16 protein-coding genes are annotated in these 18214 nt (G+C 70.6%); 6 read left to right on the top strand and 10 right to left on the bottom strand.

Features of this window, described 5'->3' with window-relative positions:
• Positions 1-25 precede the first annotated feature (25 nt).
• Entirely contained in the window at positions 26-1615 is a 1590-nt protein-coding gene (gene ggt / locus ACFOGJ_RS22615; RefSeq protein WP_379904868.1) for a gamma-glutamyltransferase, read from the top strand.
• Positions 1616-1657: 42 nt separating this feature from the next.
• On the opposite strand, the gene ACFOGJ_RS22610 is transcribed toward ggt, so the two are convergent.
• The 5 genes from ACFOGJ_RS22610 to phaR form a co-directional block, all read right to left on the bottom strand.
• The gene (locus ACFOGJ_RS22610; protein WP_379904866.1) at positions 1658-2749 is read right to left on the bottom strand and encodes a transporter substrate-binding domain-containing protein; all 1092 of its coding nucleotides are present in this window, start codon (positions 2747-2749) and stop codon (positions 1658-1660) included.
• Positions 2750-2769: 20 nt separating this feature from the next.
• Entirely contained in the window at positions 2770-3750 is a 981-nt protein-coding gene (locus ACFOGJ_RS22605; RefSeq protein WP_379904865.1) for a 2-dehydropantoate 2-reductase, read from the bottom strand.
• Positions 3751-3757: 7 nt separating this feature from the next.
• Complete coding sequence (locus ACFOGJ_RS22600) at positions 3758-5272, bottom strand: acyl--CoA ligase (protein WP_379904863.1); 1515 nt, start codon at positions 5270-5272, stop codon at positions 3758-3760.
• A gap of 133 nt (positions 5273-5405) precedes the next feature.
• Positions 5406-6971 carry a glycerol-3-phosphate dehydrogenase gene (locus ACFOGJ_RS22595; protein WP_379904861.1) on the bottom strand — a complete coding sequence of 522 codons (1566 nt, stop codon included), beginning with the start codon at positions 6969-6971 and terminating at the stop codon, positions 5406-5408.
• Positions 6972-7131: 160 nt separating this feature from the next.
• Positions 7132-7851: a polyhydroxyalkanoate synthesis repressor PhaR gene (gene phaR, locus ACFOGJ_RS22590; RefSeq protein WP_379904859.1), complete on the bottom strand. Its 720-nt coding sequence runs from the start codon at positions 7849-7851 to the stop codon at positions 7132-7134.
• A gap of 569 nt (positions 7852-8420) precedes the next feature.
• Between phaR and ACFOGJ_RS22585 the strand changes: the two genes are divergently transcribed.
• From ACFOGJ_RS22585 to phbB, 3 genes are all read left to right on the top strand, one after another.
• Positions 8421-9791, top strand: coding sequence for a hypothetical protein (locus ACFOGJ_RS22585; RefSeq protein ID WP_379904857.1), 1371 nt, complete (start codon positions 8421-8423; stop codon positions 9789-9791).
• A 248-nt stretch (positions 9792-10039) separates the two neighbouring features.
• The gene (locus ACFOGJ_RS22580; RefSeq protein ID WP_379904854.1) at positions 10040-11218 is read left to right on the top strand and encodes an acetyl-CoA C-acetyltransferase; all 1179 of its coding nucleotides are present in this window, start codon (positions 10040-10042) and stop codon (positions 11216-11218) included.
• A 147-nt stretch (positions 11219-11365) separates the two neighbouring features.
• Positions 11366-12088, top strand: a complete 723-nt coding sequence (gene phbB, locus ACFOGJ_RS22575; protein WP_379904852.1) for an acetoacetyl-CoA reductase — start codon at positions 11366-11368, stop codon at positions 12086-12088.
• A gap of 48 nt (positions 12089-12136) precedes the next feature.
• Here phbB and ACFOGJ_RS22570 read toward each other — a convergent pair whose 3' ends face one another.
• The 3 genes from ACFOGJ_RS22570 to ACFOGJ_RS22560 form a co-directional block, all read right to left on the bottom strand.
• The gene (locus ACFOGJ_RS22570) at positions 12137-13030 is read right to left on the bottom strand and encodes a bile acid:sodium symporter (RefSeq protein WP_379904850.1); all 894 of its coding nucleotides are present in this window, start codon (positions 13028-13030) and stop codon (positions 12137-12139) included.
• Between the two features lie 102 nt (positions 13031-13132).
• Positions 13133-13582 (bottom strand): cupin domain-containing protein, encoded by a 450-nt coding sequence (locus ACFOGJ_RS22565; protein WP_379904848.1) that lies wholly within the window; start codon positions 13580-13582, stop codon positions 13133-13135.
• A gap of 14 nt (positions 13583-13596) precedes the next feature.
• Positions 13597-14193: a glutathione S-transferase N-terminal domain-containing protein gene (locus ACFOGJ_RS22560; protein WP_379904846.1), complete on the bottom strand. Its 597-nt coding sequence runs from the start codon at positions 14191-14193 to the stop codon at positions 13597-13599.
• 155 nt (positions 14194-14348) lie between these two features.
• Between ACFOGJ_RS22560 and ACFOGJ_RS22555 the strand changes: the two genes are divergently transcribed.
• The gene (locus tag ACFOGJ_RS22555) at positions 14349-15101 is read left to right on the top strand and encodes a class I SAM-dependent methyltransferase (RefSeq protein ID WP_379904844.1); all 753 of its coding nucleotides are present in this window, start codon (positions 14349-14351) and stop codon (positions 15099-15101) included.
• Between the two features lie 20 nt (positions 15102-15121).
• On the opposite strand, the gene metW is transcribed toward ACFOGJ_RS22555, so the two are convergent.
• Both metW and metX read right to left on the bottom strand, forming a co-directional pair.
• Positions 15122-15733: a methionine biosynthesis protein MetW gene (gene metW / locus ACFOGJ_RS22550; protein ID WP_379904843.1), complete on the bottom strand. Its 612-nt coding sequence runs from the start codon at positions 15731-15733 to the stop codon at positions 15122-15124.
• 11 nt (positions 15734-15744) lie between these two features.
• Complete coding sequence (gene metX / locus ACFOGJ_RS22545) at positions 15745-16911, bottom strand: homoserine O-acetyltransferase MetX (RefSeq protein ID WP_379904841.1); 1167 nt, start codon at positions 16909-16911, stop codon at positions 15745-15747.
• Positions 16912-17204: 293 nt separating this feature from the next.
• Between metX and ACFOGJ_RS22540 the strand changes: the two genes are divergently transcribed.
• Entirely contained in the window at positions 17205-18146 is a 942-nt protein-coding gene (locus ACFOGJ_RS22540; RefSeq protein WP_379904839.1) for a chorismate mutase, read from the top strand.
• Positions 18147-18214: the final 68 nt, after the last annotated feature.

The following is an 18214-nucleotide window of genomic DNA, read 5'->3' as shown; positions in this document are numbered from 1 at the left end:
CTTACGACAGGAACAGGAGCTGACGATGCGCGACTTGCAACTGCCCGGCCGGTCCGTGGTCCATGCGGTGAAGGGCGCGGCCGCCACCTCGCATCCCGTCAGCACGATGGCCGCCATCGACACCCTGCGGAAGGGCGGCACCGCAGTGGATGCCGCGATCGCCGCCTGCGCCGTGCAGTGCGTGGTGGAGCCGATGTCGACCGGCATCGGCGGCGACTGCTTCTCCCTGGTGGTGCCGCCGGGCGAGAGCCGGCCGGTCGGCCTGAACGCCTCCGGCTTCGCGCCGGCCGGCCTGACGGCGGAGATCGCCCGCAAAGACGATGGCGAGCGGGTCGGCCTGCAGAGCCCGCATGCGGTCACCATCCCCGGCGCCATCGCCGGCTGGCAGAAGCTGCACGACCGCTTCGGCCGCCTGCCCTGGTGGCAGGTGCTGCAGCCCGCCATCGACGCCGCGGAAGACGGCTTCGCCATCACCCCGCGGGTCGCCGTCGACTGGGAACGCGCCGGGACGAAGCTGCACGACCATGAGCATGCCGCCCGGCACTGGCTGCGCGACGGTGCCTACCCGAAGGCCGGTCAACGCTTCGCCGCGCCGGCCCTGGCGGCGGTGCTGAAGGCGGTGGCGACCGACGGCGCCGACGCCTTTTACCGTGGCTGGGTGGCCGAGGACCTGGTGGAGACCCTGAACGCGGTCGGCGGCCGTCATGCAATGGCGGACTTCGCCGAATACGAGCCGGAGTTCGTGGAGCCGATCAGTACCGACTATCGCGGCCATACCGTCTGGCAGATCCCGCCGAACGGCCAGGGCGCGACCACCCTCTTGATGCTCAACATCCTGGAAGGGCTGGACCTGCCCGGCCTCGACCCGGTCGGGGTGGAGCGCCTGCACCTGGAGACCGAGGCCTCGCGGCTGGCCTATGCCGCGCGCGACGCCCATATCGCCGACCCGAAGTTCGTCGACGTGCCGGTGGAGCGGCTGCTGTCGCGGGACTATGCCGCCCAGCAGCGCGGCCGGATCGGACGCGATTCGGTGATGGAGAACGTCGCCGAGCTCTCCGGCCATGTCTATCGCGACACGGTCTACCTGACCGTGGTCGACCGCGAGCGGATGGTATGCTCCTTCATCAACTCGCTCTACTTCCCGTTCGGCAGCGGGCTCTGCGGCAACCGCACCGGCATCCTGCTGCAGAACCGCGGCGCCGGCTTCTCCCTGGTGGAGGGGCATCCGAACTGCCTGGCGCCGCGCAAGCGGCCGCGCCACACCATCATTCCCGCGCTGGCCAGCCGCGACGGCCGGCCCTTCCTGTCCTTCGGCGTGATGGGCGGCGACTACCAGCCGGTCGGCCAGTGCCACGTGCTGACCAACATCGTCGACTACGGCATGGACGTGCAGGAGGCGCTGGACTGCCCGCGGGTGTTCTACAACGGCGGCCGGCTGGACGTGGAGCGCGGCGTGCCGACCGACGTGCGGGCCGCCCTGGCGGCCCTGGGCCACAACGTCACCACGCCGGAAATGCCCTGGGGCGGCGGCCAGGCGATCATGCTGGACTGGGACAACGACACCCTGGCGGCCGGCTCCGACCCCCGCAAGGACGGCTGCGCCCTGGGGTGGTAGGGCCGCGGGCGGGCAGGATCGACGTGCCGCTGGGGGGCCTGGCTATTCCGGCATCTGGTAGCGGCTCAGCAGTTCATCCCAGTAGGTGCTTTCCAGCACCCCCATCAGGGCGCGGTTGACCGGTTCGCGCAGGCCGCTGCCCTGCGGCACGATGAAGCCGTAGTCCTGCCGGCCGTAGGTCGCCGGCAGGACCGAGACCTGCCCCGCGAAGTCATGCGCCGCCCGGTAGCGCAGGATCGGCGCGTCGTGCAGGAAGGCGTCGATGCGGTCGTCCGCCAGGGCCTGCAGGCCTGCCTCCGCCGATGGGAACAGCACCGGCGATATCGCCCGCTCGCGCAGGAATTCCTCGCTGGCGGAATCGCCCAGGGTGCCGGTGCGGACATGGGCCAGGTCCGACAGGCCCTTCACCCGCCCCTGCAGCTGCGAGGCGGTCAGGGACGAGGCGATCGCCGCGGTGAAGGTGGAGATCAGCAGGATCGACGCGAACATCCAGACCAGGGCGACGATCCGGCCGCCCAGGGTGACCGGCGCCTTGTCGCCATAGCCGACGGTGGTCATCGTCACCGCCGCCCACCAGAAGGCATGGCCCAGGCCGCGATGCGCCGAACCGCCGAACTGCTCCCGGTTGCGCCGGCGCTCGAACATCCAGAGCAGGAAGCCCGCGCCGGCCAGCACCGCGGCCAGCCCCAGCACGGCCAGCAGGAAGGCCACCGAGAACAGCCCTTCCAGCACCTGCAGGATGATCGGCCGCTCCTTCTGGTGCGGGACCGCGATGCTCCAGCCCGTGGTGTAGAACGGATTGCTGAAATCGACCTTTTCTTCCCGCGCCCGGGTGATCGTGAGCGGTGCGACGCCGATCAGGAAGCGCTGGTCGGCGACACCGTCCAGCAGTTCCGGGATGGTGACCTCCTGGAAGGCGTAGTCGATGCCGGCCTCGGCGGCGACCGCCTGCCACAGGTCGACGGCCAGCCCCCGCCAGGTGCCGTTGGGATCGCGCATGACGAAGGGCGGCGCCTGTTTCGTCGCCGCGATCGCCTGTTGCGCGCCGGCCGTTGCCGCTGCGGGCGTGGCGGCGTCCTGCTGTGCGCCGGCAGCCCCCGGCCGGCACAGCAGGAGGGCCGCCGCCAGCAGCACTGCCGCCGGCCCTCCCGCCCTCAGTCGCCGTAGCATCCGGCGATGCGGGCGCGCTGGCGGACCAGGCCCAGGACGGTGTCGATCGTCGGTGTCGGCACCCCGACGATCCGGCCCAGCTCCGCGACCGCGCCGACGATGGCGTCGATCTCCATCTGCCGGCCGGTCTCCAGGTCCTGCAGCATCGAGGTCTTGTGCGCGCCGACCTTGCGGGCGCTCTCGATCCGGTCCTCGATCGACATCGGGAAGCGCACATCCAGCTTCTCGCCGATGGCCCGGGCCTCCGCCATCATGTTCGTCACCACCGCGCGGGTGTCCGGATCCTCCGCCATCTGCGCCAGGGTGGCGGTGGTCAGGGCGCTGATCGGGTTGAAGCTCAGATTGCCCCAGAGCTTCACCCAGATCTCGTTGCGGATGTTCGGGCGCACCGGCGCCTTGATGCCGGCCGCGATCAGCAGTTTCGACAGGGCCGTCACCCGCTCCGACCGGCTGCCGTCCGGCTCGCCCAGCGGCAGGCGGTCGCCGGACCGGTGCAGGATCACGCCGGGCGCCTCGATCTCGCAGGCCGGCCACAGCACCGCGCCGATCGCGCGGTGCGGGCCGATCCCGTCCCACTGCACATTGCCGGGGTCCACGGTTTCCAGCCGCCGGTCGCGCCAGGGCCCCTCGACACCGTGGAAGTACCACCAGGGCACCCCGTTGGCCGCGGTGACGACAGCCGTGTCGGGGCCCAGCAGCGGCGCCATGCGGGGCACCTGCGCCGGCACGCTGGGCGCCTTCAGGGTGACGATGACGACATCCTGCGGCCCTGCCTCGGCCGGGTCGTCGGTGCAGGCCGGTCGGGTGGTGAAGCTTTCCGTTTCGCTCACCACCTTCAGCCCCTTCTCGCGCATCGCCGCCAGGTGGGGGCCGCGGGCGATCAGGGTGACGTCGGCGCCGGCGCGGGCCAGCAGGCCGCCGACCCAGCCGCCGATCGCGCCGGCGCCGTAGATGCAGATCTTCATGACGCTGTCACTCCAGGCCCAGGGCCTTGGCCAGTCCGATGCGCTGCAGCTTGCCGGTCGGCCCCTTCGGAATTTCCGGCACCACGACGATCTCGCGCGGCACCTTGAAGGCGGCCAGCCGTTCGCCGCAGAACTTCCGCAGGGTCGCGGCGTCGACCTCGGCGCCGTCCACCGTCACGACCGCGGCGGCGACCTCCTCGCCCAGCGACGCATGCGCCATCGCGAAGGTCACCGCCTGCGCCACCGCCGGATGGTCCATCAGGACGTCGTCGACCTCCTTCGGCGCGATCTTCTCGCCGCCGCGGTTGATGATCTCCTTCAGCCGGCCGGTGATGGTCAGGTAGCCCTCCGCGTCGATCACGCCCTGGTCGCCGGTGCGGAACCAGCCGCCGGTGAAGGCCTTTTCGTTGGCTTCCGGATTGGCCAGGTAGCCGGCGGTGACGTTGGGGCCGCGGATCACCACCTCGCCGGTCTCGCCGGACGGCAGGACGGCGCCGGAATCGTCCATCACCGCCACCTCCGGCCCGGCGGCGATGCCGACGCTGCCGGGTTTGCGGGCCCGCGGCGGCAGCGGGTTCGAGGTCATCTGGTGGCTGGCCTCGGTCATGCCATAGCTCTCGATCACCGGGCAGCCGAAGGTCTTTTCCAGTTCCTCCAGCACCGGTCGCGGCAGGGAGGCCGAGGACGAGCGGATCAGCCGCAGCTGCGCGGCCGCGATCGCGTCGGGGTTGCGGGCGGCACGGCCCAGGATCGCCTGGTGCATGGTGGGCACGGCCGTGTACCAGGTCGGCGCCGCTTCCCCCAGCCAGGCGAAGAAGCGCAGGGCGTTGAAGCCGGGCGTGCAGGCGATGCTGGCGCCGGCGCCGATCGATGCCAGCACGGCGCCGATCAGGCCGTGGATGTGGAACAGCGGCATCACGTTCAGGCAGCGGTCCGCCGGGGTCAGCGCCAGGGCGGTGCCGATATGCCGGGCAGAGGCGGTGACGTTGCCGTGGGTCAGCGGCACCATTTTCGGCCGCGACGTGGTGCCGGAGGTGTGCAGGATCAGGGCGACATCGCCGGGCTCGGCCGGGGTCGCGGTCGCCGCCGGGCCGCCGCCGCCGCGCGCCGACAGGGTGAAGCGGCCGGGGCTGCCTGCATCCTCCGTCAGGTCCAGGATGCGGATGCCGCGCGCCTCCGCCTCGGCGATCGCCGGGCTGTCGGAGCCGGCATCGACGATCAGGGCACGCGCGTCCAGGTCCTCCAGATAGAAGGCGAACTCGTCGCGCTTGTAGGCCGGGTTCAGCGGCGCCGTAGTGGCGAAGGCGGCGACCGCGACGAAGCAGCTCGCCATGGCGGGACCGTTGGGCAGGACGATGGCGACCCGGTCGCCGCGGCTCACGCCCGCCGCGGCCAGCGCCTCCCCCGTCTGCCGCGCCAGGGCGGCGAGGTCGCCATAGGTCAGGCCCCCGCCATTGGTGTCGCCGATCGCCCGCGCGCCGGGCGCCTGGGCCTCGATCAGCCCCAGTATCGTGTCCGCCAACTCGTCACCCCCGCATCTCTGTCTAAGAAATCTCTACCTGTGGACCCTGGATCCGCCCGGGGCGGTGCATGCACCGGCCGTCGCCCGGCATTCCTGCGGCCGGGGCGGTCAAAGTCAAGCCGGGGGATTGCGCTCAGGCGGCGATCTGGTGCTCGAACCAGTCGGCGAAGAGGTCGCGCCCCTCCTCCGACATGAACAGGCCGGTCTTGGTGCGGCGCCAGAGGATATCCTCCGCCGTTTCCGCCCATTCGTTGCGGTGCAGCCAGTCGATCTCGCACTCCGTCAGCCCGCCGCCGAAATCGCGGCCCAGATCCGCGGGGCGCTTCGCATTGTCCAGCACCGCGTCGGTCAGGCTGCCGTGGCGCCGTGCGATGCGGCGCAGGAAGGTCCGGTCCAGCCCCGGATGGCGCAGGATGAGGTCGCCGATGAAGCCTTCCAGGTCGTGCCCCGGCAGATCGCCGCCGGGCAGTGGCGCCTTGTCCGTCCAGGGCCGCGACAGCGCCGGCAGGTGCGGCGCCAGCCGGTCCAGCACCCGCTCCGCCAGCTGCCGATAGGTGGTGATCTTGCCGCCGTAGATCGTCAGCACCGGGGCCGCGGCGCCACCGACGCCCTCCGGGCCGGGCGCGTCGAGGTGCAGCACATAGTCGCGCGACACCGCGCTGGGATCTTCCTGGCCGTCGTCGAACAGCGGGCGAATGCCGGAAAAGCTGGAGACGATGTCCGCCGCCGCGATGCTGCGCTTGAGATAGCGGTTCACGGCGCTGCAGAGATAGGCGATCTCCGCAGGACTGGCGGCCGGCGGCTGCGCCGGGTCGGGATGCGGCTCGTCCGTGGTGCCGATCAGGGTGAAGGCATCCTGGAACGGGATCGCGAAGACCACCCGCCGGTCTTCGCCCTGGAAGAGATAGGCCTGCTGGCCCTGGAACAGGCGCGGCACCACGATGTGGGAGCCGCGTACGAGCCGGATCCGCGGCTGCGGCGGTGCCTCGGCAGGTGGGCTGCCCGCCGGGCCGGTCGCGTCCTGCATGACGGCGGCGACATCCTCCACCCAGGGCCCGGCCGCATTGACCAGGGCACGGGCGCGCACCTGCCATTCCATGCCGTGGCGTCGCAGCCGCGCCACCCAGTGATCCCCCTGCCGGCGCAGGCCGGTGCAGGTGGTGCGGGTGGCGATGCGGGCGCCGCGGTTCGCGGCGTCGACGGCGTTCAGCAGCACCAGGCGGGCATCGTCGACCCAGCAGTCGGAATAGACGAAGCCGCGCGGGAAGTCGGGCTTCAGGGGCCGGCCGTAGCGATGGCTGCGCAGATCGACGGGGATGCTGATCGGCAGGCGAGCGGCACCGCCCAGATGATCGTAGAGGAACAGGCCGGCGCGGATCCGCCATGCCGCGCGCAGCCGCGCATCGTGCGGCACGACGAAGCGCCGCGGCGTGACGATATGCGGCGCGATCGACAGCAGCCGGTCGCGCTCGGCGAGCGCCTGGCGAACCAGCCGGAACTGGTAGTACTCCAGGTAGCGCAGCCCGCCGTGGATCAGCTTCGTGGAGGCAGAAGAGGTCGCGCTGCCGAGATCGCCCTTCTCGCAGAGATAGACGCTGAGGCCGCGCCCGGCAGCGTCGCGCGCCAGGCCGCAGCCGTTGACGCCGCCGCCGACAATCAGCAGGTCGAATATCCGCGCCCGGTCCTGTGCAGAGGCCATGGTTCCGGTACAGTTTGGGGCAGCCTGGGGAGGCACCGCACGTGCATTCCCTTCTACAGGGATGCAGCGTGATCGCCGCGGCGTCAACGGCAGCGGCGAACCGGAAGGTCAAAAAACGCGATCGCGGTATTCGCCCAGGGCGTTGGGCAGGGCGTCGGGATCAGCCGGTTTTCTTGCCCGAACCGGGCAGGTCCTTGCGCGGATCTGCCGCTGCGGCACTGTCGGAATGACGCTCTGCGGACCCGCCGCCACCCTGCGTGCCGGCCTCGCCGGTCAGCGCGTCGAAGCGCTGCTGCAGGGCGTTCAGCTGGGAGCGAAGCACATCCATCTCCGACGTGCCGTCCGCGGCCGGGGCCGGCGGGCGGGGCGACGGGGCGCGTCCGGCCGACGGCATGCCGGGCAGATGCTCCGCTGCGGCGAAGGGATTGAACATCTCCATGGCACGCTGGAACATCGCCATGTTCTGCTTGTTCATCTCGTCCAGCGGGGCGAAGGGCGTGATGCCGCCGAATGCGTCGGAGACGTACTGGCGGAACTGTTCCTGGTTCCGCGTGAACGCTTCCATCGACATCTCGAGATAGTTCGGCACCAGGGCCTGCAGGCTGTCGCCGTAGAAGCGGATCAGCTGGCGCAGGAAGCTGGCGGGCAGGAGGTTCTGCCCCTTGGCCTCTTCCTCGAAGATGATCTGGGTCAGCACCGGCTTCGTGATGTTCTCGCCGGTCTTTGCGTCGAACACGACGAACTCCGTGCCGTCCTTGACCATCTGGCACAGCGTATCCAGTGTGACGTAACTGGATGTGGCGGTATTGTAGAGCCGCCGGTTCGCGTACTTCTTGATGACGATGGCTTCCGGAGACGCTTCGGCGGTCGTTGTGCTCACGCGGTGGACCCCCCGCAAAAAATGCTGCAATGCAACCAACGATCTGCCATTTCATTCACAATTGGCGCGCAGGTGCAAGCGCTATGATCGCCCGCGATCTTCCGGCCGCCGCCTGCGGCAGGCCGCTGCGGGCGATGCGGGCCTGACGATGGCGGGAAAACAGGCCGGTGCAGGGGCGCCCGGGAGCCGGAAGCCGGGCACTCGCAAGTCGGAGCGCGGCAGGGCGGGCACCCGGAAGCCGGCCTCCGGCGCTGCCGGGGCGAAAGGCGCCGGCAGCCGGAAGGCGCAGGCCGATGCCGCGGGTGCCGCATCGCCGGAGCCGGGTCCCGGGACGCAGGCAGGACCGGACGCCGCCGCAGCCCGCGCCCTGGCGGAGCGGTTCCTCGACCTCTGGCAGCGCCAGGCCACTGCGATGATGGACGATCCGACGGTGGCGCGGGGCATGGCACAATGGCTGGCGCAGGTGCCTGCAATGATGGACTGGGCGACCGGGGGCCAGGCCGGTGCCCCAGAGCGGAGCACCGGCGGGGCCAGCGGCGGCAGCAAGGATGGCGGGCAGGAGGTGGATCTTGGCGCGCGGACCGAAGAGCCATCCGGAGACGGGCCAGACTCGGACGGGCCAGACGGGGACGGGCGAGGCGGAGAGCGGGCCGCCGCGATGGCCGGTGCCGCTGCCGCTGCACCTGGGCCTGAGCAACCTGATCCTGGCGAGCTCCTGCGCCGCCTGGCCGCTTGCGAGGAACGGCTCGATCGACTGGAAGCCGGCCTGCCGAAGCGACGCCGCTGAGCTTCTGCCACAACTGCAGGCCTGCCCGCCCGAGCTTCTCGGGCCGGCGGTGCTGGAGGCTGCCTGTGCCCGGCTGTCGCAGGTGCAGGCCGGCATCGAACGCTATGCCGGCGATCCGCCGGCACGGCCGGCACCGCCCGGTCCGGTGGTCTGGCAGGCCGGCACGACGCGGATCCACGATGGCGCCCCGCATCTGGCGGGGCGCGGCGGGGCGCATGTCCTGCTGGTCCCCTCGCTGATCAATCGCGCCCATATCCTGGCCCTTGGTGACGGTCACGGTCTGGTCGGCCATCTGGCCGCCGCCGGCATCCGTCCGCTGCTGCTGGACTGGGACCGGCCGGGACCGGAGGAGGGCGGCTTCGGGATCGCCGACTATGTCGCGGAGCGGGTGCGGCCCGCGTTGCGGTTCGCCGCGGCCCAGGCCGCCCATTTGCACACCAGGCAGGTGCCGGCCCGCTGGCGGTCCGCGCCGTCGCGCCCCGTCGTGCTGGGCTATTGCATGGGCGGCCTGCTGACCCTGGGCGCGCTGCTCGGCGCGCAGGCGGCGGGCGAGGTCGAAGACCTGGCAGCCGGACTGGCGCTGGTCGCCACACCATGGGATTTCGGCGCCGACCCGCTGTTCTCCGCCGTCGGGGCGCTGATGCTGGCACAGGAAGGGTCGATGCGGCGCTGGATCCGCAGTGCCGGCGGCCTGCCGCCGGAATTCCTGCAGGCCCTGTTCGTGCTGCGCGACCCGGCCCTGCCGGTGCGCAAGTTCTCCGGCTTTGCCGGGCTGCCGCCCGGCAGCGCGACGGCCGGCAATTTCCTCGACCTGGAAGGCTGGGCCAATGACGGCGTGCCGCTGGCGGGGCCCGCGGCGGAGGAATGCCTGTTCGACTGGTTCGGGCGCAATGCGCCTGCGACCGACGCATGGCAGATCCGTGGACAGATCATGCGGCCGGAGGCGCTGACCCTGCCGGTCTTCGCCGCCATCGCCGCCAGGGACCGGCTGGTGCCGCCCGTCTCTGCCGAGGCCCTGGTCGGGCGGCTCGCGCAGGCTGCGACGATCCGGGTGCCGGGTGGGCATGTCGGCATGGTCGCGGGTCGCGGCGCCCGCGCCGGTCTCTGGCAGCCGCTGGCGGAGTGGGTCCTGGCGTGCTGCAGTGCAGCGTGATTGAATGGCGGTGCCGCGCGCGCCATCTGGAAGGAACGTGCATGCACACATAACCGGTCCGTCCGGTGTGGTGCCATGCCGTCGCCGGGGGTCGGCGCGAGCCAGTGAAACGCCTGCCGGCCGGCGCGCCGGTCGCCGCGATCGGGCGACCGCGCCGGCGACAGCCAATCAATTCATCGACGGGCCCGCAGGACGGTCCCGGGCAGGCCGCAGCGATCCGCGGCCGGCAAGACTGGAGGACAGCCATAATGAGCGAAGAGGTCGTCATCGCATCCGCCGCGCGCACGCCGGTCGGATCGTTCAACGGCGCGTTCGGCACCGTGCCGGCGCACTATCTGGGCCAGGTCGCCATCGAAGGCGCGCTGGAGCGGGCGAAGACAGAAAAGGCGGAGGTGACCGAAGTCATTCTCGGCCAGATCCTGACAGCCGGCCAGGGCCAGAACCCGGCCCGCCAGGCCAGCGTCAATGCCGGCATCCCGGTGGAGGTCCCGGCCTGGGGCGTGAACCAGCTCTGCGGTTCCGGCCTGCGCTCGGTGGCGCTGGGCTACCAGGCGATCATGAACGGCGATGCCAGCATCGTCGTGGCCGGCGGCCAGGAAAGCATGAGCCAGGCGCCGCACGCCCAGTATCTGCGCGCCGGCGTCCGGATGGGCAATGCGGAACTCGTCGACACGATGATCCGCGACGGCCTGTGGGACGCCTTCAACGGCTATCACATGGGCAATACCGCCGAGAACGTCGCCAAGCAGTGGCAGATCACCCGCGAGCAGCAGGACGAGTTCGCCGTGCGCAGCCAGAACAAGGCGTCCGCGGCACAGAAGGCCGGCCGCTTCAAGGACGAGATCATCCCGGTGACCGTGAAGCACCGCAAGGGCGAGACCGTGGTCGCCGACGACGAATATATCCGCCACGACGTGGATATCGCCACGATGCAGAAGCTGCGGCCTGCCTTCGAGAAGGACGGGACGGTGACCGCCGCCAATGCCTCCGGCATCAACGACGGTGCCGCCGCGGTGGTGCTGATGACCGCCAAGGAGGCGTCCCGCCGCGGGCTGGCCCCGCTGGCGCGCATCGTCTCCTGGGCGCAGGCCGGCGTGGATCCGTCGATCATGGGCACCGGCCCGATCCCCGCCTCCCGCCGCGCGCTGGAGCGTGCGGGCTGGAGCGCCGAGGACCTGGACCTGGTGGAGGCGAACGAGGCCTTCGCCGCCCAGGCCTGCGCGGTGAACAAGGATCTCGGCTGGGACACCGACAAGGTGAACGTCAATGGCGGCGCGATCGCCATCGGCCATCCGATCGGCGCCTCCGGCGCGCGGGTGCTGACCACCCTGCTGTTCGAGATGCAGAAGCGGGATGCCAAGAAGGCCCTCGCCACCCTGTGCATCGGCGGTGGGATGGGCATCGCGATGTGCGTCGCCCGCGACTGAGCGGGACTCGCCGTACCGGCGTAAACGGCTGAAATTCAGCGTCTTTTTGCCACCCCCCGGCCGGGTTTCGCCGCCTCGGCCGGGGGTTTTTCATGTTATCCTCCCCGGCAACCGGCAATGCCGGCGCACAGGGACAGGGAGAGGAACATGGCGCGCACAGCTGTTGTGACAGGCGGCACCCGCGGAATCGGCGCCGCGATCTGCACCGGGCTGAAGAAGGCCGGCTACAACGTCGTTGCCAATTATGCCGGCAACGAGGAACGCGCGAAGGCGTTCGAGGCGGAAACCGGCATCCGCGCGATGAAATGGGATGTCTCCGACTTCCAGGCCTGCGTCGACAGCGTCAAGACCATCGAGGCGGAGGTCGGTCCCGTCGACGTGCTGGTGAACAATGCCGGCATCACCCGCGACGCGACGATGCACAAGATGAGCCATGAGGACTGGCAGAAGGTCGTCGACACCAACCTGGGCGGCTGCTTCAACATGAGCCGCGCGGTGATCGACGGGATGCGGTCCCGCAGCTTCGGCCGCATCGTCAATATCGGCTCGATCAACGGCCAGGCTGGCCAGTACGGTCAGGTCAACTACGCCGCCGCGAAGTCCGGCATCCATGGTTTCACCAAGGCCCTGGCCCAGGAAGGCGCAGCGAAGGGCATCACCGTGAACGCGATCGCGCCGGGCTATATCGACACCGACATGGTGGCGGCCGTGCCCGCCAATGTGCTGGAGAAGATCGTCGCCCGGATCCCCGTCGGCCGCCTCGGCAAGGCGGAGGAGATCGCCCGCGGCGTCCTGTTCCTGATCGCCGACGATGCCGGCTTCGTCACCGGTTCCACGATGTCGATCAACGGCGGCCAGCACATGTACTGAGCGGGGCTCAGGCAGTTCCCGGTCCGGCGGGTCCGGGCCGGGGCCGCCTCATCGGGGCAGGAGCATGGATCCCCAGCGGGTCTTCGAGATCAGCAGCCAGATTCCGGCCAGGATCGGCAGCAGCAGCGCATAGTTGATCGTCACCGCCGCCAGTTCGGTCCAGTCGTCCCGATGGATCTGGGTCAGCAGCAGGGCAGGCGCCGGGCCCTGCACCCCGATCAGCGTGCTGGCCATCACGGTGTCATGGCCGTCCAGCTTCAGCACGCGGTGGCTCAGCAGATAGACGATGAAGCCGGCCAGGATGCCGCAGCCGACCATGCCAACCACCATCGGCATGGTGCCGATGACGTCGGCGCGATAGCTGAAATGCGCTTTCAGGCTGATCGCATGGGCGGCCACGGTGATGTAGGCACCCCAGATCACCAGTCGGGTGGGCCGGTACAGCATCGGCCCCAGGCTGGGGAACAGGTAGCGGGTCGCCAGACCGACCAGCATCGGCAGGAACAGGAGCACCAGCTGTGACCGCGACATGTCGGTCAGGCTTTCCTGCAGGTCGTCGGCGGGCATGATCTCGGTGTTCCACAGCAGGTCGATCGCGCCGAACAGCAGGATCGCGCCCAGGATCTGCAGCGCCAGCACGCCGACCAGGGCGGCCGAGAAGCTGATGCCGATCAGGTAGAGCGCCGTCACCGCGAACATGCCGGCCGGTGCCATGGCGACCACCGCCACGGCCAGGGTCACCCGGTCGTCGCTGCCAAGGATTTCCAGGTAGCCGAGCAGGATCAGGGGCAAGACCAGCCACTGCCCGATGCAGATCACCAGAAGGGTGCGCCAGTGCCGGGCCTGGCTGGAGATCATCGGGACGGAGATCTGCGTGCCGACGCAGAACAGCGCCAGCAGGGTCATCCCCAGCGATGCCATGTGAATGGAGATCGGGGTCATGCCGGGTCCATCTCCGGCTCCCGGGCCGGCTTCCGGGCCAGCGCCTGGCCCGGCGCGGGAAGCGACAGCATCCGGATCGGCACGAACGGTCCGTCCCTGCGGTCAGCAGCCGCGAGCCGGCGCCCAGTCCGGCGGCGCCAGTTCGAAGCCCTCGAAACGGAAGGCCGGGGCGACGGTGCAGCCCACCAGGGTCCAGGCGCCACGGCTTTCGGCCGCCTGCCAGTGCCCCGGCGGGACCACGCCCTGCGGACGTTCGCCGGCGGCGAGGTCGATGCCCAGCCGGATCGTGGTGACCGGCCCGGACGCATCGGGCGCGATGCTCAGGTCCAGGGGCGCGCCGGCATAGTGGTGCCAGACCTCCGTTGCATCGACCCGGTGCCAGTGCGACCGCTCGCCGGCGCGCAGCAGGAAATAGATCGCGGTGGACCAGCCGCGCCCGCCGGGACCGTCTGCATCGCGCCAGCTCTCGACGAAATGCCCGCCCTCCGGATGCGGCTGCATGCCGAGGGTGCGGATGATCTCCTCGGGGTCCTGGCCAATGGGGTTCTGCATCGCTGCGGCCCCGCTCAGGCGGGCCTGGTCTCGGCCATCGAGGGCCGCTGCCCGACCGCCTCGAACCAGGTGGCGAGCTTCGGATGGCCCCCCCGCCAGGGATCGTCGCCGAAGCGGAAGTCCAGATAGCCGAGTGCGCAGGCGATGGCGATCGTGCCGATGTCCCAGTCGGCGAAGCCGCCGACCTGCTGCTCCAGATGGTCCAGCGAGCGGTGAATCGCCGCCCGGGCACGGCCCATGAACTCCGCCGACTGTTCGGAATCGGTGCGCATCGTCTCGTGCCGCAGCGGCACGGCATAGTCCATGATGCCGTCGCCCAGGGCCTGCTGCACCAGGGCGGTCCAGCGTGCCGGGCCGGCGGACGGGAACAGCGCGGGGCTGCCGCCCAGGCTGTCCAGATATTCGCAGATCACCGGGCTGTCGAAGAGGATCGTGCCGTCGTCGAGCTCCAGGGTCGGCACCCGGGCGCCGGGATTGCGCTCGTGCAGGCCGGTGGCGGGATCGCGGGGCGCCGTCGTCAGCAGTTCGATCCGGTCGGCCAGGCCCTTTTCGATGGCGACCACGCGCACCTTCCGCACGTAAGGCGAGGCTGGCGAATAGAACAGCTTCATTCCGGTTTCCCCCTGGACAATGGTCTGCGCCGGCCGTGACCACCGGCCGCGGCCGGACGATAGCATCGGCGCCCGGTGATGGATATCGGGTGCGATGGATATCGGCTGCCACTGACGCGCTGCGCTAACGCCGCCGCGATGATACTCTCCGCCGCGTGTTGCGCCCCGATGTCATAGAACTGCGAAGCTTCTACGGGACGGCGCTGGGCCAGTCGGCGCGCCGCATCCTGCGCGGCCGGATTCGTGAGTTCTGGCCGGACCTGCGGCGGATGCATGTGCTGGGGCTGGGCTATGCAACCCCGTTCCTCCGCCCCTTCGTGGACGAAAGCGCCCGCGCGGTTGCCCTGATGCCGGCGCAGCAGGGGGTTGTGCCGTGGCCGCCGGGCGCCCCCGGGCTGGTCGCGCTGGGCGACGAATTCGGGCTGCCCTTTCCCGACGCCTGCTTCGACCGGGTGCTGCTGGTGCACGGGCTGGAGGCCTGGGACAGCGCCACCGACGCCCTGCAGGAGGTCTGGCGGGTGCTGGCGGCGCATGGCCGGCTGCTGGTGATCGTCCCCAACCGCAGCGGCCTCTGGGCCCGGCAGGAGCGGACCCCCTTCGGCCATGGCCATCCCTACAGCCAGGGACAGATCGTCCGGCAGCTGCAGGCGGCGATGTTCTCCCCGCTGCGCCAGGAAGGCGCGCTCTACGTCCCGCCCAGCGAGCGTCGCTGGCTGTTGCGGGCCGCCGGCGCCTGGGAGCGGACCGGGCGGCGGATCTCGCCGCAGTTCTGCGGCGTCTGGCTGGCGGAGGCGGAGAAGCAGGTCTACCAGGCGCGGGCGCAGCGCAGCCGGCGCCGCGCACGGCTGGCAAGCCCGGTGCAGGTGCCGGTGCTCAGCCCGGCACCCTACGGGCCGCCGCGGGCCTGAACCCGGCAGGTACCGTCGCCTCAGCCGCGGTGCAGCAGGAAGATCGCCTGCCTGGCGCGCAGGTTGGCGATGCGGCCGACGATCTCCTGCCGGCCGTCCGGACGGCGGTCGCCCAGGCCGATGCGCTGCTCTACCGCCAGGCCGAGTTCCGCACACAGGGTCTCGAAGTCGCGGATCGAGCAGCGGCGGATATTGCCAGAGGCGTACCAGGGCACGCCGTCGACCTCCGCCGTCGGCATCTGGCCGCGCAGCAGCAGGCCCAGTCGCAGCGGCCAGTAGGCGTAGTTGGTGATCGAGACGATGCCGTAGCGGCCGATGCGCAGCATTTCCGACAGGACCTGGCGGGGGTCCCGGGTCGCCTGCAGGGTGAAGGTCAGCACGACATAGTCGAAGGCTGCCGCAGGATAGTCCCGCAGGTCGGTATCCGCGTCGCCCTGGATCACCGACAGGCCGCGCGCGACGCAGGCATTCACGCCGGCCTGCTCGATCTCCATTCCGCGTCCGGTCACGTCCCGGTGATGCACCAGGTATTCCAGCAGCTCGCCCTCGCCGCAGCCGATGTCGAGTACCCGGCTGCCGGGCTCGATCATGCCGACGATCGGCGCCAGGTCGGGGCGCAGCCCGGGCGGCATCGCGCCCCCGGTCACGAGCCACCGGCGGGCGGCAGGCCGCGCTGTTCGGCGCAGCCGTTCAGGAAGCCTTCCAGGGTGGCGTGGAACTCCGGCTCGTCCAGCAGGAAGGCGTCATGGCCCTTGTCGGACTGGATCTCGACGAAGCTCACATTCGCCGCGGCGGCGTTCAGCGCCCGCACCAGAATCTTGCTCTCCGATGTCGGGAACAGCCAGTCGGAGGAAAACGAGACCAGGCAGAACCGCACCGGGGTGCCGGCGAAGGCGCGGGCCAGGACGCCGTCATGCTCCGCAGCCAGGTCGAAATAGTCCATGGCGCGGGTGATGTAGAGGTAGGAATTGGCGTCGAACCGGTCGACGAAGGTCGAGCCCTGGTGGCGCAGATAGCTCTCCACCTGGAAATCCGCCTCGAAGCCGTAGGTGACGGTGTCCCGGTCCTGCAGGTTGCGGCCGAACTTCCGGTGCAGCGCCGTCTCCGACAGGTAGGTGATATGCGCCGCCATGCGGGCGACCGCCAGGCCGGCCCGCGGCTTCACGTCGAACTGCAGATAGCGGCCGCCGCACCAGTCCGGGTCGGCCATGATCGCCTGGCGGCCGACCTCGTGGAAGGCGATGTTCTGGGCCGAATGCCGGGCCGCGGTGGCGATCGGCACCGCGGCGAAGACCCTTTCCGGATAGGCGCTGGCCCATTGCAGGACCTGCATCCCGCCCATCGACCCGCCGATCACGCAGAACAGCTGGTCGATGCCCAGATGGTCCAGCAGCATGACCTGCGCGCGGACCATGTCGGCGATGGTGATCACCGGGAAGGCCGTGCCATAGGGGCTGCCGGTCTCCGGGTCCGCTTCCTTCGGCCCGGTGGTGCCCTGACAGCCGCCAACGACGTTGGAGCAGATCACGAAGAAGCGGTTCGTATCGATCAGCCGCCCCGGGCCGACCAGCATGTCCCACCAGCCCGGCCGCCCGGTCACCGGATGGATCCCGGCGACATGCTGGTCGCCGGTCAGCGCATGGCAGATCATCACGGCATTGGACCGTTCGGCGTTCAGGCGGCCGAAGGTCTGGTAGGCGATGGTCAGGTCATCGAGATGGACGCCGCAATCGAGCGGCAGGGGATGGTCGCGTCCGAACCGCACCGGAGGCGGACCCGCGGCATCCCTGGTTACTGATTCTGCACTCATGGCTCCGCCTGCGGCCGGCCGGGGAAAACGAAGGCGCCGGCGCCGCTGCCTGTGGTCACGGGCGGCCGGTCCGCCCTGAACCTGCCACCGCTGGAGGCGGGGCCGGTATAGCGCGTTTGCCGGGCGGGGGCCAAGCCGCACGGCCTTCGCCCGCGAAGTCCCTTTGATTTTGCCGGCCCGAGAGATTATCAGTTTGCCGCCTTGGCGCCCGGCTGCCTTTCCCGGCCGTGCCGGACCTCAGGTTCGGGCGGCGGGGGCGGGATGGACGCCGCAACAACAGGGCCCTGACAGAAATGGCGGAGAAGCCGCGTTCGCTGGAGACGCTGCGCAAGGAACTGGACCAGCTCGACCAGGACCTGGTCGGGCTGCTGCGCCGGCGCGCAGCCATCGTGCAGGAAGTGGGGCGCAGCAAGGGCCGCGGCGGGCGCGGCACGTCCGCAGCTCCCGGTGCGGCCGGCGGCCCGGGCAACGGCTTCATCCTGCGCCCCGGCCGGGAGGCGGAGATCCTGCGCCGGCTGGCGCAGGCGGAGGCTGCGCCGCTGGAGAACGGCAATCTGCTTCGCATCTTCCGCGAGGTGATCGGCAGCCTCTACGGCCTGCAGGGCAGGGTGCGGATCGCGATCCAGGCCGATGGCGATCGCCTCGGCGTCTGGGACGTCGCCCGCAACCATTTCGGCGCCAGTGCGCAGATCAGCTGGCACAACGATCCGGGTGCCGTGATCGGCGCCGTCTGCGAGGTGCCGAACTGCGTCGGCCTGATCCCCACCCCCGATGACGAGGGCCGGGTCTACTGGTGGCGGCAGCTGGCGGCCACAGCCGGCCTGGTGCCGAAGGTGATCGGCGGCCTGCCGTTCTATGCCATCGACGGCGCCGCCCTGCCGCGGCGGCCGGCCTGGCTGATGGTCGGACCCGGCATGCCCGATCCTTCGGGTGACGATGTCAGCCTGGTCTATGTGACCGTGGAGCTGGAGGAGATGAGTCGCGGTCGCTTCATCGGGATGTTTGCCGATGCCGGGCTGACCGCCCGGATGGTGACCGCGACCGCCGCCGTTGAACGCGGCAGCGACCCCGCCGCCGGGGGGCCGCGGGACTTCCTGGTGGAGATCGACGACTTCCTGCCGCCGGACGATCCCCGGATCGAGGCCTTCCGCCGCCGCGCCGGAGAGGCGGTTTCCCATGTCGCGGTGATCGGCGCCTATGCCGTTCCCCTTGGCGCCGGACCCGCCTCCGGCTAGGACTCGCCCCGCCGGCGGCGGGATTATCCGCCGCCCCGCCCGCGCCCCCGGCGCGGCCACCTTTCCTC

The sequence above is a fragment of the Marinibaculum pumilum genome (genome assembly GCF_042646425.1).
In the GTDB taxonomy this organism is placed as follows: Bacteria; Pseudomonadota; Alphaproteobacteria; order Ferrovibrionales; family Ferrovibrionaceae; genus Marinibaculum; species Marinibaculum pumilum.
The sequence above is the reverse complement of the archived record's forward strand: the minus strand, read 5'-3'. Positions and strand labels throughout refer to the sequence as shown.